The 19,537-nt window shown below is 68.1% G+C and carries 20 protein-coding genes; 16 read left to right on the top strand and 4 right to left on the bottom strand.

What is annotated here, in order from left to right:
- The first annotated feature begins 6 nt into the window (after nucleotides 1–6).
- The 8 genes from paaA to ACFOM8_RS07890 are packed head-to-tail and all read left to right on the top strand — an operon-like array spanning nucleotide 7 to nucleotide 7,297.
- Nucleotides 7–1,005, top strand: coding sequence for a 1,2-phenylacetyl-CoA epoxidase subunit PaaA (gene paaA, locus ACFOM8_RS07925; RefSeq protein WP_377760929.1), 999 nt, complete (start codon nucleotides 7–9; stop codon nucleotides 1,003–1,005).
- A gap of 54 nt (nucleotides 1,006–1,059) precedes the next feature.
- Nucleotides 1,060–1,344, top strand: a complete 285-nt coding sequence (gene paaB, locus ACFOM8_RS07920; protein ID WP_207469577.1) for a 1,2-phenylacetyl-CoA epoxidase subunit PaaB — start codon at nucleotides 1,060–1,062, stop codon at nucleotides 1,342–1,344.
- Complete coding sequence (gene paaC / locus ACFOM8_RS07915) at nucleotides 1,344–2,210, top strand: 1,2-phenylacetyl-CoA epoxidase subunit PaaC (RefSeq protein ID WP_377760928.1); 867 nt, start codon at nucleotides 1,344–1,346, stop codon at nucleotides 2,208–2,210. The genes paaB and paaC overlap by 1 nt, the downstream gene beginning before the upstream one ends.
- Nucleotides 2,211–2,214: 4 nt before the next feature.
- Complete coding sequence (gene paaD, locus ACFOM8_RS07910) at nucleotides 2,215–2,736, top strand: 1,2-phenylacetyl-CoA epoxidase subunit PaaD (RefSeq protein WP_377760927.1); 522 nt, start codon at nucleotides 2,215–2,217, stop codon at nucleotides 2,734–2,736.
- A 33-nt stretch (nucleotides 2,737–2,769) separates the two neighbouring features.
- Nucleotides 2,770–3,843, top strand: a complete 1,074-nt coding sequence (gene paaE, locus ACFOM8_RS07905) for a 1,2-phenylacetyl-CoA epoxidase subunit PaaE (protein ID WP_377760926.1) — start codon at nucleotides 2,770–2,772, stop codon at nucleotides 3,841–3,843.
- Nucleotides 3,844–3,850: 7 nt separating this feature from the next.
- Complete coding sequence (locus ACFOM8_RS07900; protein WP_377760925.1) at nucleotides 3,851–4,603, top strand: Phenylacetic acid catabolic protein; 753 nt, start codon at nucleotides 3,851–3,853, stop codon at nucleotides 4,601–4,603.
- A gap of 16 nt (nucleotides 4,604–4,619) precedes the next feature.
- Nucleotides 4,620–6,683 (top strand): phenylacetic acid degradation bifunctional protein PaaZ, encoded by a 2,064-nt coding sequence (gene paaZ, locus ACFOM8_RS07895; protein ID WP_377760924.1) that lies wholly within the window; start codon nucleotides 4,620–4,622, stop codon nucleotides 6,681–6,683.
- Nucleotides 6,680–7,297: an acyltransferase gene (locus ACFOM8_RS07890; protein ID WP_377760923.1), complete on the top strand. Its 618-nt coding sequence runs from the start codon at nucleotides 6,680–6,682 to the stop codon at nucleotides 7,295–7,297. The genes paaZ and ACFOM8_RS07890 overlap by 4 nt, the downstream gene beginning before the upstream one ends.
- 33 nt (nucleotides 7,298–7,330) lie before the next feature.
- Here ACFOM8_RS07890 and ACFOM8_RS07885 read toward each other — a convergent pair whose 3' ends face one another.
- The 4 genes from ACFOM8_RS07885 to paaG form a co-directional block, all read right to left on the bottom strand.
- Nucleotides 7,331–7,930 (bottom strand): TetR/AcrR family transcriptional regulator, encoded by a 600-nt coding sequence (locus tag ACFOM8_RS07885; RefSeq protein WP_377760922.1) that lies wholly within the window; start codon nucleotides 7,928–7,930, stop codon nucleotides 7,331–7,333.
- 76 nt (nucleotides 7,931–8,006) lie between these two features.
- A complete protein-coding gene (gene paaK / locus ACFOM8_RS07880; RefSeq protein WP_377760921.1) occupies nucleotides 8,007–9,317 on the bottom strand; it encodes a phenylacetate--CoA ligase PaaK in 1,311 nt (436 codons plus the stop codon).
- 23 nt (nucleotides 9,318–9,340) lie between these two features.
- Nucleotides 9,341–9,766: a hydroxyphenylacetyl-CoA thioesterase PaaI gene (gene paaI, locus ACFOM8_RS07875; RefSeq protein ID WP_377761009.1), complete on the bottom strand. Its 426-nt coding sequence runs from the start codon at nucleotides 9,764–9,766 to the stop codon at nucleotides 9,341–9,343.
- 14 nt (nucleotides 9,767–9,780) lie between these two features.
- A complete protein-coding gene (gene paaG, locus ACFOM8_RS07870) occupies nucleotides 9,781–10,575 on the bottom strand; it encodes a 2-(1,2-epoxy-1,2-dihydrophenyl)acetyl-CoA isomerase PaaG (protein WP_377760919.1) in 795 nt (264 codons plus the stop codon).
- Between the two features lie 112 nt (nucleotides 10,576–10,687).
- Between paaG and paaN the strand changes: the two genes are divergently transcribed.
- The 8 genes from paaN to ACFOM8_RS07830 all read left to right on the top strand — a co-directional run bounded on the left by paaN (nucleotide 10,688) and on the right by ACFOM8_RS07830 (nucleotide 19,498).
- Entirely contained in the window at nucleotides 10,688–12,310 is a 1,623-nt protein-coding gene (paaN, locus tag ACFOM8_RS07865; RefSeq protein ID WP_377760917.1) for a phenylacetic acid degradation protein PaaN, read from the top strand.
- A 25-nt stretch (nucleotides 12,311–12,335) separates the two neighbouring features.
- Nucleotides 12,336–13,478, top strand: coding sequence for an ABC transporter substrate-binding protein (locus ACFOM8_RS07860; RefSeq protein WP_377760915.1), 1,143 nt, complete (start codon nucleotides 12,336–12,338; stop codon nucleotides 13,476–13,478).
- A gap of 56 nt (nucleotides 13,479–13,534) precedes the next feature.
- Nucleotides 13,535–14,407, top strand: a complete 873-nt coding sequence (locus tag ACFOM8_RS07855) for a branched-chain amino acid ABC transporter permease (protein WP_377760913.1) — start codon at nucleotides 13,535–13,537, stop codon at nucleotides 14,405–14,407.
- A 1-nt stretch (nucleotide 14,408) separates the two neighbouring features.
- The gene (locus tag ACFOM8_RS07850) at nucleotides 14,409–15,365 is read left to right on the top strand and encodes a branched-chain amino acid ABC transporter permease (protein WP_377760911.1); all 957 of its coding nucleotides are present in this window, start codon (nucleotides 14,409–14,411) and stop codon (nucleotides 15,363–15,365) included.
- The gene (locus tag ACFOM8_RS07845) at nucleotides 15,362–16,153 is read left to right on the top strand and encodes an ABC transporter ATP-binding protein (protein WP_377760909.1); all 792 of its coding nucleotides are present in this window, start codon (nucleotides 15,362–15,364) and stop codon (nucleotides 16,151–16,153) included. Before ACFOM8_RS07850 ends, ACFOM8_RS07845 begins: the two co-directional genes overlap by 4 nt.
- A complete protein-coding gene (locus tag ACFOM8_RS07840) occupies nucleotides 16,140–16,841 on the top strand; it encodes an ABC transporter ATP-binding protein (RefSeq protein WP_377760907.1) in 702 nt (233 codons plus the stop codon). Before ACFOM8_RS07845 ends, ACFOM8_RS07840 begins: the two co-directional genes overlap by 14 nt.
- 1 nt (nucleotide 16,842) lies before the next feature.
- Nucleotides 16,843–18,801 carry a 3-hydroxyacyl-CoA dehydrogenase NAD-binding domain-containing protein gene (locus ACFOM8_RS07835; RefSeq protein ID WP_377760905.1) on the top strand — a complete coding sequence of 653 codons (1,959 nt, stop codon included), beginning with the start codon at nucleotides 16,843–16,845 and terminating at the stop codon, nucleotides 18,799–18,801.
- 280 nt (nucleotides 18,802–19,081) lie between these two features.
- Nucleotides 19,082–19,498 (top strand): acyl-CoA thioesterase, encoded by a 417-nt coding sequence (locus ACFOM8_RS07830; RefSeq protein WP_377760903.1) that lies wholly within the window; start codon nucleotides 19,082–19,084, stop codon nucleotides 19,496–19,498.
- Nucleotides 19,499–19,537 lie beyond the last annotated feature (39 nt).

Genomic DNA, 19,537 nt, shown 5'->3' with positions numbered 1-19,537 from the left:
ACTGCCATGTATGCACAGCTTGTCAAATCCGAAGGTTCCAAGTCCCGCGACGAGATGACGCCCGAGGAGATCGCCTTTCAGGACCGCATCGACCGGGGCGAGAAGATCGAGCCGAAGGAATGGATGCCCGAAGGCTATCGCAAGACGCTGATCCGCCAGATCGGCCAGCATGCCCATTCCGAAATCGTGGGCCAGCTCCCCGAGGGCAACTGGATCACCCGCGCCCCCACGCTGGAACGCAAGGCGATCCTGCTGGCCAAGGTCCAGGACGAGGCGGGCCACGGCCTGTATCTGTATTGCGCCGCCGAGACCCTGGGGGTCAGCCGCGACGAACTGCTGGAGGCGCTTCATTCCGGCAAGATGAAGTATTCGTCGATCTTCAACTATCCCACGCTGACCTGGGCCGACATGGGCGCGGTCGGCTGGCTGGTCGATGGCGCGGCGATCATGAACCAGGTGCCGCTGCAACGCACCTCCTATGGCCCTTATGCCCGCGCGATGATCCGCATCTGCAAGGAGGAGTCGTTCCACCAGCGGCAGGGCTACGACATCATGATGAAGATGTGCGCTGGCACGCCCGAGCAGAAGGCGATGGCGCAGGACGCGCTGAACCGCTTCTGGTATCCGGCGCTGATGATGTTCGGGCCGTCCGACAAGGACTCGGTCCATTCCGCGCAGTCGATGGCGTGGAAGATCAAGATGAACACCAATGACGAGCTGCGCCAGAAGTTCGTGGACCAGACCGTGCCGCAGGCCGAATACCTGGGCCTGACCGTCCCCGACCCGGACCTGAAGTGGAACGAGGACAAGGGCGGCTACGATTTCAGCGAACCCGACTGGTCGGAATTCTTCGCGGTCATCGCCGGAAACGGTCCCTGCAACGCCGAACGCCTGGGCGCCCGCGTCAAGGCCTGGGAGGACGGCGCCTGGTTCCGCGACGGGCTGATGGCCCATGCCGCCAAGGCGGACGAACGCGCCCGCGCCGCCCGCCACGCCGCCGAATAACGGACGCCGCCCGCGCCCGTCCCAGCCACATCCCCAGCTTCGGGAGGAGCTATCATGTCCAGCGAATGGCCGCTTTGGGAAATCTTCATCCGGGGCCAGCACGGCCTCAACCACCGCCACGTCGGCAGCCTGCATGCCCCCGACGCCGAGATGGCGATCCGCAACGCCCGCGACGTCTACACCCGCCGCAACGAGGGCGTGTCGATCTGGGTGGTCCGCTCGAACGACATCACGGCCTCGTCGCCTTCGGAAAAGGGGCCGCTTTACGACCCGTCGAACAGCAAGGTGTATCGCCACCCGACCTTTTACGACATCCCCGACGAGATAGGTCACATGTGATGCCGTCCCTTCCCGACATGACCACCCCGAACCTGATCGCGCTTGCGGGTCAGGCCCTGGCCGGCAGCGGTCCTGTGGCGGTGCCCGCCCCCGATGCCGGGCAGCCCGAGTTCGTGGAATTCCTGCAACGCATGGGCGACAACGCCCTGATCCTGGGCCACCGCGTGTCCGAATGGTGCGGCCACGCCCCCGCGCTGGAGGAGGACATCGCGCTTGCCAACCAGGCGCTGGACCTGATCGGACAATGCCAGTTGTGGCTGGGCCTTGCCGCCGAAGTCGAGGGGCGGGGCCGCGACGCCGACGCGCTGGCCTACCTGCGCGACGCGGGGGCGTTCCGCAACCTGCTGCTGGTGGAACTGCCCAACGGCGATTTCGGCGTGACGCTGATGCGCCAGTTCCTGTTCGACGCCTTTCATATCGAACTGCTGCGGGCGCTCGGGGCTTCCTCGGACAGCCGCGTGGCCGCCATCGCCGCCAAGGCCGAGAAGGAGGTCGCCTATCACCTGGAACGGTCGGCCGATCTGGTGATCCGGCTGGGCGACGGCACGGACGAAAGCCGCGCCCGGATGCAGGCCGCGCTGACCCGGCTGTGGTCCTATACCGGCGAGATGTTCGTGGACGATGCCGTGGATCAGGCCATGGCCGATGCCGGGATCGCGCCGCTGCCGTCCTCGTTGAAACCGGCCTGGGACCGGACGGTTTCGGCGGTTCTGGACGAGGCCACGCTGGCCGTCCCGACCGCCGCGTGGCAGCACGGCGTTTCAGGATCCGGCGGCGGCAAGAAGGGCATCCACACCGAACACCTGGGCTATATCCTGGCCGAGATGCAGTTCCTGCAACGCGCCTATCCCGGCGCCAAGTGGTGACGCCATGTCCGCCACGACGCTGCCCCCAACCGACCGGATCTGGGACTGGCTGTCGCAGGTGCCGGACCCGGAAATCCCGGTCATCAGCCTGACCGACCTGGGCATCATCCGCGATGTCGCCTGGCATGGCGACACCCTGGTGGTCACGGTGACGCCCACCTATTCCGGCTGTCCCGCGACCGGCGTGATCAACCTGGACATCGAGACCGCCCTGCGCGCCCGGGGGATCGAGAAGCTGGAACTGAAGCGCCAGCTTGCCCCCGCCTGGACGACCGACTGGATCACCCCGGAAGGGCGCGAGAAGCTGCGCGCCTTCGGCATCGCGCCTCCGGTGGACGGAACGGCGGCTGATGGCGTTCTGGCCGGGCGGGTGTCGCGCCTGATGGGCAACAACCTGACCATCCAGTGCCCCCGCTGCGGATCGACCCATACGCAAAGGGTCAGCCAGTTCGGATCCACCCCCTGCAAGGCCAGCTACCGCTGCGCCGACTGCCTGGAACCCTTCGACTATTTCAAGTGCATCTGACCGCACCCCCGACGCCCAAGGAAAGACACCCCGATGGCACGCTTTCTGCCCCTGAAGGTCACCGACGTGCGCCGCGAAACCCGCGACGCGGTGGTCGTGACGCTGGCCCCGCGCGACGAGGACCGCGCCCTGTTCGACTTCACCCAAGGCCAATACCTGACCTTCCGCCGCAGCTTCGACGGCGAGGAGTTGCGCCGGTCCTATTCCATCTGCGCGGGCGTCGATGACGGTTGCCTCCAGGTCGGCATCAAGCGGGTCGATGGCGGGGCCTTTTCCACCTGGGCCAACGAGAACCTGGCCCCCGGCGACGAGATCGAGGCGATGCCGCCCATGGGCAAGTTCTCGATGCCGCTCGACCCGGAAGCCGCGCGCCATTACGTGGGCTTCGCCGCCGGGTCGGGGATCACGCCGGTCCTGTCCATCGTCAAGACCGTGCTGCGGCGCGAGCCGCGGTCGCGCTTCACGCTGGTCTATGCCAACCGCCAGATCAGCAGCATCATGTTCCGCGAGGAACTGGAAGACTTGAAGAACCTGCATCTCGGCCGCTTTTCCGTCCTGCACGTGCTGGAAAGCGAGGCGCAGGAGATCGAGCTGTTCACCGGCCGCATCGACGCCGCCAAGATGACGGCGCTGTTCGACCGCTGGATCGACCCGAAATCGGTCGATGCGGCCTTTATCTGCGGGCCGGAACCGATGATGCTGACGGTGGCGCAATCCCTGCGGGACCACGGGCTGCGCGACGACCAGATCCGGTTCGAACTGTTCGCCAGCAGCCAGCCGGGCCGAGCCAAGGCCCGCCCCGCGTCGAAGGCCGCTGATGCCGGCGAGGGCACCCAGGCCACCGTCACGCTGGACGGCGCCACCCGCAGCTTTTCCATGCCGCGCGAGGGGCAGACCATCCTGGACGCCGCCATCGCCGCCAACCTGGACGCGCCTTATTCCTGCAAGGCGGGCGTCTGTTCCACCTGCCGCTGCAAGGTGCTGGAAGGCGAGGTGGAAATGGCCGTGAACCACGCGCTTGAGGATTACGAGGTGCGCGCGGGTTACGTGCTGTCCTGCCAGTCCTATCCCCTGACCGAGCGCGTGACCGTCACCTATGACGAATGAGGCCCCCATGTCCGACGCCATGAACATCGAGGACTACCTGGCCCGGGGCGGCGTCCTGACCGCGCCCGGCAACGTCCCCGCCCGCTATCGCGGCGAGTTGATGCGGATGATGTCGTCCTTCGTGGACAGCGAGCTGGCGGCCTCGGCAGGCTTTGCCGCGTCGATCAACTTCGCGCCCGGGATCCGCGAACGCATCGCGGCCTCCCGGATCACGCTGGAAAAGGCCGATCACGCCGAACGCGTGCTGGCCGTGATGGGCGATTTCGGCACCGATACCCGCCGTTATCAGTCAAGCCACGACTGGGCCGCCCGCGTGGCCCGCGACAGCGATCTGGGAACAACGCGCCGCGAAGGCGACATGCGCTTGTCGGTGTTCCATTATCCGATCGCCGGCTGGACCGATGCGGTTGTGATGAACGTCCTGCAAGGCCTGGCGACCGGCGTGCAGATGGCGGAACTGACCCGCGTCTCCTATGCCCCGCTGGCCGAGGTATTCCGCGAGATCGCCCCGCGCGAGGCGCGCCATGCCGAACTGGGCCTGGAGGGCCTGGCCAGGATCGTCGAAACCGACGCGGGCCGCGCCGAGGCGCGGGCCAGCATCGCCTATTGGCGCCCCCGCGTGGCGGCGGGGTTCGGCGTCGCCCATTCGGCCCGCCATGACACGCAGGCCCGCTTCGGCCTGCGCCACACCCCGAACGAGACGCTGCTGGACCGGTGGGAACAGTTGGCCCGCGACCGACTGGCCCCCCTGGACCTGTGAACTGGAAGGATAGACCATGACCATCACGCTTCGCGCCCCGCGCCGCCTGGAAAGCCATGTCTGCGGGGAATGGGTGCCCGGAAAGCAGGAGGGTCAGGTGCTGCTGGACGCCGCCACCGGCGATCCGGTGGCGACCATCGATTCCACCGGCATCGACTTCGCGGCGGCGCTGGACCACGGGCGCACGAAGGCCGGTCCCAGGCTGCGGGCCATGACCTTTCACGAACGCGCCGCGATGCTCAAGGCGCTTGGCCTGGCGCTGATGGCGCAGAAGGAAGACTTCTACGCCGAAAGCCTGCACACCGGCGCGACCCGCGCGGATGGCTGGGTGGACATCGAGGGCGGCATCGGCACCATGCTGACCTTCGCCTCGAAAGGACGGCGCGAACTGCCGAACGCCCGCGTGCTGACCGACGGCGACGTGGAGCCCTTGTCCAAGGACGACAGCTTCAGCGCGCAGCATGTCCTGACCCCGCTGCATGGCGTGGCGATCCACATCAACGCCTTCAACTTTCCGGTCTGGGGGATGCTGGAAAAGATCGCGCCGACGCTGCTGGCGGGCGTGCCCTGCCTGGTCAAGCCCGCCAGCCAGACCGCCTATCTGACGGAACTGGTGGTGCGCCGCATCATCGAAACCGGCATCCTGCCCGAGGGCGCGCTGCAACTGGTCTGCGGATCGGTGGGCGACCTGTTGGACCACGTGACCGAACAGGACGCGGTGACCTTCACCGGCTCGGCCCAGACGGGGCGCAAGCTGAAGACCCATCCCGCCATTGTCGCCCATTCCACCCGCTTCACGATGGAGGCCGACAGCCTGAACGCCACCATCCTCGGCCCCGACGCGGTGGCGGGCACGCCCGAGTTCGACCTGTTCGTGAAGGAAGTCGCCCGCGAGATGACGTCGAAGGCGGGCCAGAAATGCACCGCCATCCGCCGCGTCATCGCCCCGCGCGGCCAGGTGGACGCGCTGATCGCCGCGCTGCGCGACCGGCTGGACAAGACCACCCTCGGCCTGCCCGGGGACGAGGGCACCCGCATGGGCCCGCTCGCCAGCCTGGGCCAGCGGGACGAGGTGCGGGCGCGCATCCGCGAGTTGCAGGCGGTGGCCGAGATCGTCGCGGGCAACCCCGACGACGTGCGCATCGCGTCCGGCGACGCCGGCAAGGGCGCCTTTCTGAACCCCGTGCTGCTTCATGCCCCCAAGCCCTTCGAGGCGGCGGCGGTCCACGACTGCGAGGCCTTCGGTCCGGTTTCCACCGTCATGGCCTATGACGATCTGGACGAGGCGGTGGCCTTGGCCGCGCGCGGCCGCGGCTCGCTGGTGTCGTCCGTCTTCACCGACGACAGAGACGTGGCCGAACGCGTGGTTCTGGGCGTCGCGCCCTTCCACGGGCGGGTGCTGATCGGCAACCGCGCCTCGGCCAGGTCCTCGACCGGGCACGGCTCGCCCCTGGCGCCGCTGGTTCATGGCGGGCCGGGCCGCGCGGGCGGGGGCGAGGAGATGGGCGGCATCCGCGGGGTGAAACACTTCATGCAGCGCACCGCCGTTCAGGGAACGCCGCGCCTGCTGTCGGCGGTCACGGGCCGCTGGATCGAAGGCGCGGACACCCGGCAGGGCGACCACCCTTTCCGCAAGTCGCTGGCCGATCTGCGCATCGGCGACCAGCTGGTGACGGCGGCGCGAAAGGTGACGCAGGAGGATGTCGAGCATTTCGCCCGGTTCACCGGCGACACCTTTTACGCCCATATGGACAGCGACGCCGCCAAGGCCAACCCCTTCTTCGACGACCGCGTGGCGCATGGCTATCTGATCGCCTCCTTCGCGGCGGGCCTGTTCGTGGAGCCGAACCCCGGTCCCGTTCTGGCGAACTACGGGGTGGACAACCTGCGCTTCCTGACCCCGGTTTATTTCGGCGACACGCTGCAAGTCCGCCTGACCTGCAAGGAGATCAACCCGCGCGAGAACGCGGGCCATGGGGAAGTCCGCTGGGACTGCCGGGTCACGAACCAGAACGGCGCCGTGGTCGCGCAATACGACGTGCTGACCATGGTGGCGAAAACCTGGCCTCCGGTCGCATGATGGCCAAGGTCTATTCCTGGGACGGCATCGTGCCCGTGATCGACCCCGGGGCCTTCGTCCACCCCGAGGCCGTGGTGATCGGCGACGTGATCGTGGCACCGGGCGTCTATGTCGGCCCCTGCGCCGTGCTGCGCGGCGATTTCGGGCGGATTGTCCTGCACCAAGGGTCGAACGTGCAGGAAACCTGCGTGGTCCATTCCTTTCCCGGCAAGGATGTCGTGGTCGAGGAATCCGGCCACATCGGCCACGGCGCCGTTCTGCACGGCTGCCGCATCGGCCGCAACGCCATGGTAGGCATGAACGCCGTGGTCATGGACGAGGCGGTCGTGGGCGAGAACGCCATCGTCGCCGCCATGGCCTTTGTGAAGGCCGGCGCGCGGATCCCGCCGAATTCGCTGGCGGTCGGATCGCCTGCCAAGGTGGTGCGGGAACTGTCGCCCGAGGAGATCGCCTGGAAGCGGCAGGGGACCGGCGTCTATCAGCAGCTTGCGGTCGAGGCGAAGACAAAGCTGGCCCCGGCGGTTGCGCTGACCGGGGTGGAGCCGGACCGGCCCCGGGCCGAGGCGCCGCGCTATGATCCGCTGGTGATGGCGCGGAAGGGGTTCGGGCCGTAGGGCGCCCGCGGGCACGCATCCTGCATCCGGGGATCACCGCACCGCCTTGATCCCTTCCAGGATCAGCGTCGTCGCCACGTCGGCGTAATCCTCGCGGCTGATGCGGCCGCCGTCCTTGAACCACATGTAGACCCAGTTCATCATCCCGAACAGCGACATGGTGACGGGCATCAGCAGCGGGCGGTCGCGCGTGTTCAGATCGGGGTTGATCTGTTCCAGCACCGCCGAGAACCGCTTCACGATGCCGCGTTCCACCGCCATGATCCGCGCCTTCTGGTCGTCGGTCAGGGCGGCGGTCGCGTTCAGCTGCACCTTGTGCTGGTTGTCGGCGCCGCGATAGCTTTCCAGAACCGCGCCGACCAGGCTGCGCAACCGCTGGTGCGGAGGCAGGGCCGCGTCGTCGGCCGCTTCCAGCGCGTCCTGCAACTCCTCCAGATGCGTCATGATGATCGCGAAGATCAGCGCGTCCTTGCTGGGGTAATAGTGGTACAGCAGCGCCTTGCTGACCTGGGCCTGCTGGGCGATCTGCGCCATCGAGGCCTTATCCATGCCCTGTTCGGCAAAGACCAGCGCCGCATGATCCAGGATGCTGCGTTGCTTTTCCTCGAAATCCTGTGCCCGCGTCCGAGCCATGGTCAATGTCCTGCCTGGGTTTCGCCCGCTTTAGCCGGGGGTCGCGGCAAAGTCACCACCGCCCCTGCGCAAGCCGTCATTCTTTCGGGCGGTTGTCCACCACCCGCCTGGCCTTGCCTTCCGACCGGGCGATGCCGCCGGGGTCGCGCACCTCGATGCGGGTGGACACGCCCACCACCGACTTGATGTGGTGGGACAGTTCCCTGGCGGATGCCGCGCGGGCATCCGCCGCCGCATGATCATCGGCGCATTCGACATGGACGGTCATGGTGTCCATGCGCCCCGAGCGGGTCAGCTCGATCTGGAAATGGGGCGCAAGGCCGCGGCATTTCAGGATCTGCTCCTCGATCTGGGTGGGAAAGACGTTGACGCCGCGCAGGATGATCATGTCGTCGGACCGCCCGGTGATCTTCTCGATCCGGCGCATCGACCGCGCGGTGCCGGGCAGCAGCCGCGTCAGGTCGCGCGTGCGGTACCGCACCATCGGCAGGCCTTCCTTGGTCAGCGTGGTGAAGACCAGCTCGCCCAGCTGGCCGTCGGGCAGAACCTCGCCGGTCACGGGGTCGATGATCTCGGGGTAGAAATGATCCTCCCAGATATGCAGCCCGTCCTTGGTTTCCACGCATTCCTGCGCCACGCCCGGTCCCATCACCTCGGACAGGCCGTAGATGTCCACGGCGTGCATGTCGAAGGCGTCCTCGATCTCCTGGCGCATGGCGTTTGTCCAGGGTTCGGCGCCGAAGATTCCCACCTGCAAGGACGACTGGCGGGGGTCGAGGCCCTGGCGGCGGAACTCGTCCAGGATCGACAGCATGTAGGAGGGCGTCACCATGATGATGCGCGGCTTGAAGTCGTGGATCAGCGTCACCTGCCGTTCGGTCATGCCGCCCGACATGGGCACGACCGTGCAGCCCAGCCGTTCCGCGCCGTAATGCGCGCCAAGCCCGCCGGTGAACAGACCGTAGCCATAGGCGTTGTGCAGCATGTCGCCGGGCCGGCCGCCCGCCGCGCGGATCGACCGGGCGATCAGGTTCGCCCAATGGTCGATGTCGGCCTGGGTATAGCCCACCACGGTCGGCTTGCCGGTGGTGCCGGACGATCCGTGGATGCGCACCAGCCTGGACTGCGGCACGGCGAACATGCCGAAGGGATAACAGTCGCGCAGATCCTGCTTCACGGTGAAGGGGAACTTGGCGATGTCGCCCAAGGTCTTCAGATCCTCGGGGTGGACATCGGCCTTGATGAACTGGTTGCGGTAAAAGGGAGAATTCTCAAAGGCGTGCTTCAGAGACCGTTTCATGCGGTGGAATTGCAGCGCCTCGATCTCGTCGCGGGACGCGGTCTCGATAGGGTCGAGATCCTTGGGGTTGGGGGTCAGGTCTTCCATGGTTCTCCTCCCTGGAATATGGGTCAGGCGGGCAGATGCGTGCCCTTGACGGTGCGCGAATGGCCGCGGAATTCGGCCACGTGCTGCCCGTCCCCGTTGGTGATGCGGATGTCGTAGATGCCCGACCGGCCCCGGCGCGAGACCTCCGTGGCGGTGGCGGTCAGCCGGTCGCCGATGCGGCCCGGGATCAGATAGGTGATCGAGCAATGCTGCGCGACGGCCATCTGGTTGTAGCTGTTGCAGGCAAAGGCGAAGGCGCTGTCGGCCAGCGTGAAGATATAGCCGCCGTGGCAGTTGCCGTGACCGTTCGACATGGCGTCCGTCACGGTCATCGACAGCGTGGCCTGTCCCGGCGCGATGTGGTCCAGGGTCATGCCAAGCCGCTGGCTGGCCGAATCGTCGTTCCACATGGCCCGGGCCGAGGCTTCGGCGATGTCCTGCGGGGTCATTTCGGACAAGGGTTTCATCGGCCGGTGAACCGTGCGGCGCGCTTTTCCAGAAAGGCGGTGACGCCCTCGGCATAATCCGCGCTGCGGCCCGCCTGGGCTTGGGCGTCCCGTTCGGCGTCAAGCTGCCGGTCGAGGCTGTTGGTCGCGGCCTCCTGGATCAGCCGCTTGGTCAGGCCGAGGCCGAGGGTCGGACCTGCCGCAAGCTGCGCGGCCAGGGCCTGCGCCTGATCCATCAGGTCGGCATCTTCCACGGCCTTCCAGATCAGCCCCCAGTCGGCGGCCTTTTCGGCCGGAAGCGGCTCGGCGGTCAGGGCCAGCGCCTTGGCGCGGGGTTCGCCCAGGATGCGCGAAAGCTGCCAGGTGCCGCCCGCGTCGGGGATCAGGCCGATCTTGGCGAAAGCCTGGATGAAGCGCGCCGATCTTGCGGCCAGAACGATATCGCAGGCGAAGGCGATGTTGGCCCCCGCCCCCGCCGCCACGCCGTTGACCGCGCAGACCACCGGCTTTTCCAAGGACCGGATCAGCCGCAGCGTCGGGTTGTAGAACGTCTCCAGCGTGTGCCCCAGATCCGGCGCGGGCCCGCCCTTGCGCGGATCGCGGTCGCCCAGGTCCTGCCCGGCGCAGAAGCCGCGCCCCGCCCCGGTCAGCAGCACCGCGCGAACGGCGGCGTCGTCATGCGCCCGCTGGACGCCTTCGCGCAGCGCCCGGTGCATGTCCTCGTTGAAGGAATTCAGCTTCTCGGGGCGGTTCAGCGTCAGCGTCAGCACGCCATCGGCCAGGGCCGACAGCACCGTGTCCGAACGGGTCATGGCATTTCTCCCTTCGCGCCGATTTCTCGGCCTCCTCGAAGAAATCTGTTGCATAAACCGACCGGCCGGTCAATGATATTCGCAAGCCGGAGGAGGAACCGGCGGAGGAGCCATGACCGACCATTTCGCCCGCCATCGCCGGATGCTGGATGATGCCGTGACCGCGCTGCACGCGCGCGCCTTCTGGACGCCCTTCCCCGAGGTGCCCAGCGGCAGGATCTATGGCGACACCGCCAGGGCCGATGGCGAGGCGGCCTTTCGGGCGCTGGTCGGGCGCGACTTCGCCCTGCCCGGCCACCCCGAGCGGCGCCGCCTGGGGGCGGAGGTCTCGCCCTGGGGCGATTCGCTGCGCATCGCCTATCCGGCGGCGGATGCGCCGGTGCTGATCGCGGCGGCGCAGGCTGCGGCCGAAGCCCTGGCGGCGGCGGGCGTGGAAACCCGCGTTGGCGCCTGCCTTGAAATCCTGGCGCGCCTGAACCGGATCAGCTTCCTGCTGGGCCACGCGACGATGCACACCACCGGCCAGGCCTTCGCCATGGCCTTTCAGGCGGGCGGACCGCACGCCCAGGATCGCGGGCTGGAGGCTGTCGCGGTGGCCTGGACCGAGATGACCCGCTTTGCCGACACCGCCCGTTGGGAAAAGCCGCAGGGCAAGGCCGCGCCCCTGGTGATCGACAAGCACTGGACCCTGGTGCCTGCGGGCCTGTCGCTGGCGATCGGCTGCAACACCTTCCCGACCTGGAACAGCTATCCCGGCATCTTCGCCAGCCTCGCCACCGGCAACCCGGTGATCGTGAAGCCCCATCCCGCCGCGATCCTGCCGCTGGCCTTGACCGTGCAGGTCGCCCGGGAGGTTCTGGCCGAATCGGGCCTGCCCGCCGATGCGGTCCTGCTGGCCGTCGATGAACCGGACGCACCGATCACCAAGCAGCTCGCGACCGATCCGGCGGTGCGGCTGATCGACTATACCGGGTCGTCGGCCTTCGGCGGCTGGCTGCGCGAGAACGCGCGCCAGGCGCAGATCTTCACCGAGGAAGCGGGCGTCAACGGCGTGATCATCGCCGCGACCGACGATTTCGACGGCATGTGCGCGAACCTGGCGTTTTCGCTGTCGCTGTATTCCGGGCAGATGTGCACGGCGCCGCAAAACCTTTACGTTCCGGCGGCTGGCATCGACACCGAACAAGGGCACAAGAGCTTTGACCAGGTGGCGGACGGGCTGGCCCAGGCCATCGACGCGCTGCTGGCCGATCCGAAGCAGGCGGCGGGCATCTGCGGCGCCATCGCCAATCCGGCGACGCTGGACCGCGCGGCAAACGCCCGCGACCAGGGCCGGGTGATCCGGGACGGCACGCCCTTGCTGCTGGCGGTGGATGCCGATGCCCCGGTGGCGCAGGCCGAATGCTTCGGCCCCGTGGCCTTCCTGATCCCCTGCGCGGATGCCGATGACGGCATCGCGCGCGCCGCCCGCCTGGCCGCGACCAAGGGCGCCATCACCGCCGCGCTTTACGACACCGACGAGGCCCGCATCCGCCGCGCCGCCCAGGCCTTCGCCCGCGTGGGCGTCAACCTGTCGGTCAACCTGACCGGGGCCATCTACGTCAACCAGTCGGCGGCCTTCAGCGATTTCCACGTCACCGGCGCGAACCCCGCCGGGAACGCCTGCCTGACCGACACCGCCTTTGTCGCGACCCGCTTTCGCCGCGTGATGTGGCGCAGGCCCGCCACCGTTTGACCAAGTTCTCTGGGGAGGAGACCAAATGAAAAAGACCCTGACCACCACCGCCCTTGCCACCGCTCTTGCGCTTGGCGCGACCGCCGCCGGCGCCGAGATCCGCATCGGCGCGTCCTTGTCCGCCACCGGCCCCGCCGCCTTCCTGGGCGACCCCGAGGCAAAGACCCTGGAAATGCTGGTCGAAGCCCTGAACGAGCAGGGCGGCATCAACGGCGAGGAGATCGCCCTGACGCTTTATGACGACGGCGGCGATCCGAACAAGGCGCGCACCTTCGCCACCCGCCTGATCGAGGATGACGAGGTCGTGGCGATCATCGGCGGGTCCACCACCGGCACCTCCATGTCGATCCTGTCGGTGGCCGAGGACAACGAGATCCCCTTCATCTCGCTGGCCGGCGCCATCGAGATCATCGACCCTGTGAAGCCCTTCACCTTCAAGACCCCCCATACCGACCGCATGGCCTGCCAGAAGATCTTCGAGGACATGCAGAAGCAGGGCATCACCAGCATCGGCATGATCTCGGGCACCGACGGCTTCGGCGCGTCGATGCAGGCGCAGTGCAAGGAGGTTGTGGGCGAATACGGCATCACCGTCGCGGCGGACGAGACCTACAACCCCACCGATGCCGACATGACCACGCAGCTGACCAAGATCCGCAACACCGAGGGCGTGCAGGCCGTGCTGAACCCCGGCTTCGGCCAGGGCCCGTCCATCGTGACGCGCAACTATCGCCAGCTTGCCATCGACCTGCCGCTGTATCAGTCGCACGGCGTGGCCTCCGACGGCTTCATCGAACTGGCGGGGTCTGATGCCGCCGAGGGCGTGCGCCTGCCCGGCACCGCGCTGCTGATCGCCGACCAGTTGCCTGCGGACGATCCCCAGAAGCCGGTGGTGGACGCCTACAAGGCCGCGTTCGAGGAAAAGACCGGCACGGCGGTCGGCACCTTCGGCGGCTATGCCCATGACGCCTTCCTGATCCTGACCGACGCCATCGAACGGGCGGGCAGCGCCAAGCCGCAGGCGATCCGCGACGCCATCGAGGCGACCAGCGGCCTTGCCGGAACCACCGGCGTCTACACCATGTCGGCCGAGGATCACCTGGGCCTGGACCTGTCCGCCTTCCGCATGTTGCAGATCAAGGGCGGCGAATGGACCGTGGTGGAATGATCCGCTGACCGCCGCGCCCTTGGCGGGGCGCGGCATCATCTGCCGAAGGGGTCGCCATGGCGGAACTGCTGCAATTCCTGTTTTCGGGCGTGACGGTTGGCGCGGTTTACGCGCTTGTCGCGCTTGGCTTCACGATCATCTACAACGCCTCCGACGTGGTGAACTTCGCCCAGGGCGAATTCGTCATGCTGGGCGGCATGCTGACCTTCGTTTGCCACACGGCGGGCCTGCCGCTGCCCCTGGCCGCGCTGATCGCCATCGCGGCCACCGCGGCTGTGGGCGTCCTGATGAACAAGCTGGCCATCGAGCCCGCGCGCGGCGCGCCGGTGGTGTCGCTGATCATCATCACCATCGGCGCCTCGATCTTCATCCGGGGCGGGGCGCAACTGCTGTTCGGCAAGCAGATCCACAGCTTTCCGGCCTTTTCCGGCGACACGCCGCTGCGCATCGGCGGGGCCACGATCCTGCCGCAAAGCCTGTGGGTGATCGGCGGGGCGGTGGTGGTCTTCGTGGGGCTGTGGCTGTTCTTCACCCGCACGCTGACGGGACGCGCCGTGCTGGCCACGTCGAACAACCGCCTGGCCGCGCAGCTTGTGGGCATCAACACGGGCTTCGTGATGACGTTGTCCTTCGCCCTGTCGGCGGGGATCGGGGCGCTCGCGGGGGTGCTGGTGACGCCGATCACGCTGACCTCCTACGACGTGGGGCTGGCGCTGGCGCTGAAAGGGTTCGCCGCCGCCATGCTGGGCGGGATGGGCAACCCCAAGGGCGCGCTGGCGGGCGGGATCGTGCTGGGCCTGCTGGAATCGCTGACGGCGGGATACCTGTCGTCGCAATACAAGGACGCGGCGGCCTTTGTGGTGATCCTTCTGGTGCTGTTTTTCATGCCGCAGGGCCTGTTCGGCCGGAAATCCGTGGATCGGGTGTGACATGAAGCTGACCTCCAAATCCGCCACGCTGCTGGTTCTGGTTGTTCTGGTCGCGCTGTCGCCGGCGCTGTTCCCCTCGGGTTACTATTACCGGGTCGGCGCGCTGATCTTTGTCAACGCCATCGCGGTGACCGGCATCGTGATCCTGACCGGCTATGCGGGCCAGATCAGCCTGGGCCATGCCGGTTTCGCCGGGATCGGCGCCTATGCCTGCGCGCTTGCCCCGGTGCATCTGGGCCTGCACCCGGCGCTGGCCCTGGTGCTGGGGGCGGCGATCTCTGCCCTGCTGGCGTTCCTGGTGGGCCGCCCGATCCTGCGGCTGAAGGGATACTATCTGGGCGTCGCCACCCTGGGCTTCGGCATCCTGGTGTCGATGGTCCTGAACAACGAACGCCAGCTGACCGGCGGTCCCGACGGCATGGAGGTTCCCGAGCTTGGCCTGCGCGGGCTGCTGGAGAATGCCGGCCTGGACCTGACCAACGGCCAGTTCTGGTACTGGCTTTCGGGGATCGTCCTGATCGGCGCCGCCTGGCTGGCCCTGAACCTTTACAACAGCCCCACCGGCCGCGCCCTTCGCGCGCTGCACGGATCCGAGGTCGCGGCGCGCACCGTGGGCGTCGATGTGGCGCGGCTGAAATTGCAGGCGTTCGTGATCTCGGCGGTTTACGCGTCCGTGTCGGGGTCGCTGCTGGCGCTTCAGAACAAGTTCATCACGCCGGACGTGGCGGGCTTCCTGCACTCGATCGAGATGGTGACGATGGCCGTTCTGGGCGGCGTGGGATCCGCTCTGGGCGCGATCTTCGGGGCGGCGGTCCTGACGCTGCTGCCGCAGGTGCTGACGGTCTTCGCCGAATACGAACAGCTCGTGCTGGGCCTGGTGATGATGCTGGTGATGATCTTCCTGCCGCAGGGATTGCTGCCGTCGATCCTGCGCAAGGTCCGGGGGAAGGACGAATGACCGCGCTTTTGTCAGTCGAGGGCCTGGGCATCAGCTTCGGCGGCCTCAAGGCCGTGAACGATGTCAGCTTCACCGTGCAGCCGGGCGAGATCACCTCGGTCATCGGCCCCAATGGCGCGGGCAAGACCACGCTGTTCAACATGATTTCCGGCGTTTATCAGCCTGGCCGCGGCCGCGTGATCCTGGGGGGCGAGGACGTGACCGGCATGGCCCCGCACCTGCTGGCCCGGCGCGGCATGTCGCGGACCTTCCAGAATCTGCAAATCTTCCAGTCCATGACCGTTCTGGAAAACGCCATCGCGGGCTATCACCTTGCGGAACGCGGGCCGGTGCTGGCGGACCTGTTCGGCCTGCCCTCGTCGCGCCGCCGCGCGGCCGCGGCGTCGTCGGGCGCGCGCGATCTGCTGGCCCGCGTCGGCCTGGACCGCGCGGCCGAGCGCGAGGCCGGGAACCTGTCCTATGGCGCGTTGAAACGGCTGGAAATCGCCCGCGCCCTGGCCCTGTCGCCCAGGATCCTGCTGCTGGACGAACCCGCCGCGGGCTGCAACGCCGTCGAGACCGAGGAGATCGACCACCTGATCGCCGAGGTCGCCCGTTCGGGCGTGGCGATCCTGCTGGTCGAACACGACATGAAGATGGTCATGCGCATTTCCAACCACATCGTCGTGCTGGACCACGGCGAGAAGATCGCCGAAGGCGATCCCGCCGCCGTCAGCCGCGACCCGGCGGTGATCGCCGCCTATCTGGGAACGGATGCAGAAACGGGGGCCGCCCATGCTGACGGTTGAAGGGCTGCGCGCGCGCTATGGCCGGATCGAGGTCTTGCACGGCATCGACCTGACCGTGCATGGCGGAGAGATCGTCACCGTGGTCGGCGCCAACGGCGCGGGCAAGACAACGCTGCTGAAATGCCTGTCGGGCATCCAGCCGGTGTCGGGCGGCACGATCACCTTCCGGGGCGAGACGCTGACCGGCGTTCCCGCCCATCGCCGCCCCGCGCGCGGGCTGACCCAATCGCCCGAAGGCCGGCAGATCTTCACCAACCTGACGGTCGAGGAGAACCTCCGGCTTGGCGCGTATCTGTTCACGGACGAACGGGTGGACAAGGACATGGCGGACGCCTTCGCGATGTTCCCGATCCTGCGCGAAAAACGCAATCTGCCAGCGGGCGGGCTGTCTGGCGGGCAGCAGCAGATGCTGGCCATGGCCCGCGCGCTGATGGGGCGACCGTCCTGCCTTCTGCTGGACGAGCCGTCGATGGGCCTTGCCCCGATCATAGTGCAGCAGATCTTCGACGTGATCGGCGGGCTGAAGGCGCTTGGCGTGACGGTTCTGCTGGTCGAACAGAACGCCTTCGGCGCGCTGAAGATCGCGGACCGGGGCTATGTCATGGAAACCGGCCGCATCACGATGTCGGGCGCGGCGGAAGAACTGATCGCCGACCCGCGCATCCGCGAAGCCTATCTGGGGATCTAGAATGTCCGTTGTCAGCATCAGCCGCGATGGAGACATCGCCATCGTCACCGTGGACAATCCGCCAGTCAACGCCTTGTCGCAGGCCTTGCGGCAGGGGCTGTGGGATGCGGCGGCAACGCTTGACGCAGACCCCTCCGTCCGTGCCGTTGTGCTGATCTGCGCGGGACGCACCTTTATCGCCGGGGCCGACGTGACCGAATTCGGCAAGCCCCCGCTCGAGCCGCACCTGCCCGACCTGGTGGACCGGATCGAGGGCGCGGAAAAGCCCTGGACCGCCGCCATCCACGGCTCTGCCCTGGGCGGGGGGTTCGAGGTCGCGATGGGCTGCCGCTTCCGCGTGGCGCTGGACAGCGCCTCGGTCGGCCTGCCCGAGGTGACGCTCGGCATCGTGCCCGGCGCGTCCGGCACGGTGCGCACCCCTCGGCTGGCGGGGATCGAGGCGGCGGTCGATCTGGTCACGTCGGGCAAGCCCGTGCGCGCCGCGAAGGCGCTGTCGCTGGGCCTGATCGACGCGGTTTTCGCCTCTGACCTGCAAGCGAACGCGGTGGCCTTCGCCCGCGACGCCCTGACCTGCGACCTGCCGCCGCCGGTTTCGGCCCGCCCGGTCGCCGCCCCGGATGCCGCTTTCTGGGACAGCCGCAGCCAGGCCGTCGCGAAAGCCGCCAAAGGCGCCGACGCGCCGCTGCGCGCGCTTGGCTGCCTGCGCAAGGCGGCCGAGGCGCCCTTTGCCGAGGCCATGGCCTTCGAGCGCCAGACCTTTCTGGACCTGCGCGGCTCGGACCAGGCGGCGGCGCTGCGCCATGTCTTCTTTGCCGAACGCGCCGCGCCCCGGCCCGCGCATTTGCGCGACGTGGACCCCCTGCCCCTGCGCCGCGCTGGCGTGGTCGGCGGCGGCACCATGGGCGCGGGGATCGCGGCGGCTTTGCGCGACGCGGGAATCCCCGTCACCTTGATCGAACGCGACGGCCAGGCCCTTGCGCGCGGCACAGCCACCCTGCGCGGCATCTTCGAGAACGCCGTCAAGCGCGGCAAGCTGTCGGATGCGCAGGCCCGCGACCGGATGGCGGGCGTCACCGCGACCACCGACCATGCCGCGCTGGCCGACGCCGATCTGGTGATCGAGGCCGTGTTCGAGGACATCGCCGTCAAGCGCGCGGTTTTCGACCGACTGGCCCGGGCCTGCCGTCCCGATGCGGTGCTGGCGACGAACACGTCCTATCTGGACCCCCGCCTTATCGCAAACGGCCTGCCGCACCCCGACCGCTTCATCGGGCTGCATTTCTTTAGCCCCGCCAACGTGATGCGCCTGCTGGAGATCGTGCCGGTCCCCGAAACCTCGGACCGCACGCTGGCGACCGGCTTCGCCCTTGCCCGCCTGCTGAACAAGATCCCCGTGCAGTCCGGCATCTGCGAAGGCTTTATCGGCAACCGCATCCTCAAACGCTATCGCGCAAGCGCCGAGGCCCTGGTCTGCCAGGGCATCGCCATTGCCGACATCGACGCGGCCATGCGCGGCTATGGCTTCGCCATGGGACCGTTCGAGGCGCAGGATCTGGGCGGGCTCGACATTGCCTTCCTGCAACGCGAAGGGGCGCGGGCCGCAGGCCGGACGGTGCCGGAAACGCTGGGCGACATCCTGGTGCGCGCGGGCCGCAAGGGGCAGAAGACCGGCGGCGGCTGGTATGACTATGCCCCTGGCGAGCGCAGGCCGCAGCCTTCCGCCGCCGTGGCCGATCTGCTGGCGGACCGGATCACCGGCAGCGCCAGGATGGACCGCGACAGCATCGCTCGCCATCTGATAGGCGAAATGGCCGCCGAGGGGCAGGCGATCCTGGACGAAGGCATCGCGGCGCGGGCGTCAGACATCGACCTGGTGGAAATCCACGGCTACGGCTTTCCGCGCTGGCGCGGCGGTCCGATGTTCGCGGGCGCAAGCCTGGCATCATCGCGGACAGGCTGACGGATACGCCGACGGGCATGGCCGGGCAGCTTCCGTCAGCCGCCGACTTGCCTGTGACTTCATTGGCCGGACCGTCGCCGGGCAAAACCAGCCGGTGAGGATCGCGGCGGCGCTGTCCGGCCCTGTCTCGGGCCGTGGCCCGGCGTCCCGGACGGGACGCCCGGGGCGTTTCGACGGCCCGCCCGCCCGAGCCACTGCCCATTGCGGGGGATCGCCGCGCGTGGCAGACGCGCCTGGCCCTGCCACGGGCAACGCCTGCGCTGCAACAAGGAAGCCTCTCATGACCTTTCGCCAGACCCGCATCGTGGAGTTCCAGCATTGCGATCCGGCGGGGATCGTCTTCTATCCCCGCTATTTCGAAATGGTCTCCTCGGTGGTCGAGCGGTTCTTCGCCGACGAGCTTGCCCATGGCTTCCACCGCATGCATGTGATGCGCCGGATCGGCGTGCCCACGGCGCGCATCGCCGTGGATTTCCACGCCCCTTCCCGGCTGGAGGACAGACTGGACTTCGCGCTGGCGATCACCCGCATCGGCACCAGTTCCGTGAATTACCGCCTGGCCTGCACCGGTCCCGACCCCCGCTTCACCGCAACCGGCACGCTGGTGCATTTCGATTTCAACACCGGGCGTTCCGCGCCCTGGACCGACGATCTGCGCGCGGGCCTTGCCCGGCATCTGGAAACCGAACCTGCCTGACGAGGGGACGCCTTTGCGGCCCCCCTTCCCCCGCCCCGT

The sequence above is a fragment of the Paracoccus angustae genome, from assembly GCF_042648745.1.
Taxonomy (GTDB): Bacteria; Pseudomonadota; Alphaproteobacteria; order Rhodobacterales; family Rhodobacteraceae; genus Paracoccus; species Paracoccus angustae.
The sequence above is the reverse complement of the archived record's forward strand: the minus strand, read 5'-3'. Positions and strand labels throughout refer to the sequence as shown.

Coding starts and splice junctions, on each gene's coding strand:
- paaA (WP_377760929.1), top strand. CDS start 7: ATGTATGCACAGCTTGTCAAATCCGAAGGTTCCAAGTCCCGCGACGAG.
- paaB (WP_207469577.1), top strand. CDS start 1,060: ATGTCCAGCGAATGGCCGCTTTGGGAAATCTTCATCCGGGGCCAGCAC.
- paaC (WP_377760928.1), top strand. CDS start 1,344: ATGCCGTCCCTTCCCGACATGACCACCCCGAACCTGATCGCGCTTGCG.
- paaD (WP_377760927.1), top strand. CDS start 2,215: ATGTCCGCCACGACGCTGCCCCCAACCGACCGGATCTGGGACTGGCTG.
- paaE (WP_377760926.1), top strand. CDS start 2,770: ATGGCACGCTTTCTGCCCCTGAAGGTCACCGACGTGCGCCGCGAAACC.
- ACFOM8_RS07900 (WP_377760925.1), top strand. CDS start 3,851: ATGTCCGACGCCATGAACATCGAGGACTACCTGGCCCGGGGCGGCGTC.
- paaZ (WP_377760924.1), top strand. CDS start 4,620: ATGACCATCACGCTTCGCGCCCCGCGCCGCCTGGAAAGCCATGTCTGC.
- ACFOM8_RS07890 (WP_377760923.1), top strand. CDS start 6,680: ATGATGGCCAAGGTCTATTCCTGGGACGGCATCGTGCCCGTGATCGAC.
- ACFOM8_RS07885 (WP_377760922.1), bottom strand. CDS start 7,930: ATGGCTCGGACGCGGGCACAGGATTTCGAGGAAAAGCAACGCAGCATC.
- paaK (WP_377760921.1), bottom strand. CDS start 9,317: ATGGAAGACCTGACCCCCAACCCCAAGGATCTCGACCCTATCGAGACC.
- paaI (WP_377761009.1), bottom strand. CDS start 9,766: ATGACCCCGCAGGACATCGCCGAAGCCTCGGCCCGGGCCATGTGGAAC.
- paaG (WP_377760919.1), bottom strand. CDS start 10,575: ATGACCCGTTCGGACACGGTGCTGTCGGCCCTGGCCGATGGCGTGCTG.
- paaN (WP_377760917.1), top strand. CDS start 10,688: ATGACCGACCATTTCGCCCGCCATCGCCGGATGCTGGATGATGCCGTG.
- ACFOM8_RS07860 (WP_377760915.1), top strand. CDS start 12,336: ATGAAAAAGACCCTGACCACCACCGCCCTTGCCACCGCTCTTGCGCTT.
- ACFOM8_RS07855 (WP_377760913.1), top strand. CDS start 13,535: ATGGCGGAACTGCTGCAATTCCTGTTTTCGGGCGTGACGGTTGGCGCG.
- ACFOM8_RS07850 (WP_377760911.1), top strand. CDS start 14,409: ATGAAGCTGACCTCCAAATCCGCCACGCTGCTGGTTCTGGTTGTTCTG.
- ACFOM8_RS07845 (WP_377760909.1), top strand. CDS start 15,362: ATGACCGCGCTTTTGTCAGTCGAGGGCCTGGGCATCAGCTTCGGCGGC.
- ACFOM8_RS07840 (WP_377760907.1), top strand. CDS start 16,140: ATGCTGACGGTTGAAGGGCTGCGCGCGCGCTATGGCCGGATCGAGGTC.
- ACFOM8_RS07835 (WP_377760905.1), top strand. CDS start 16,843: ATGTCCGTTGTCAGCATCAGCCGCGATGGAGACATCGCCATCGTCACC.
- ACFOM8_RS07830 (WP_377760903.1), top strand. CDS start 19,082: ATGACCTTTCGCCAGACCCGCATCGTGGAGTTCCAGCATTGCGATCCG.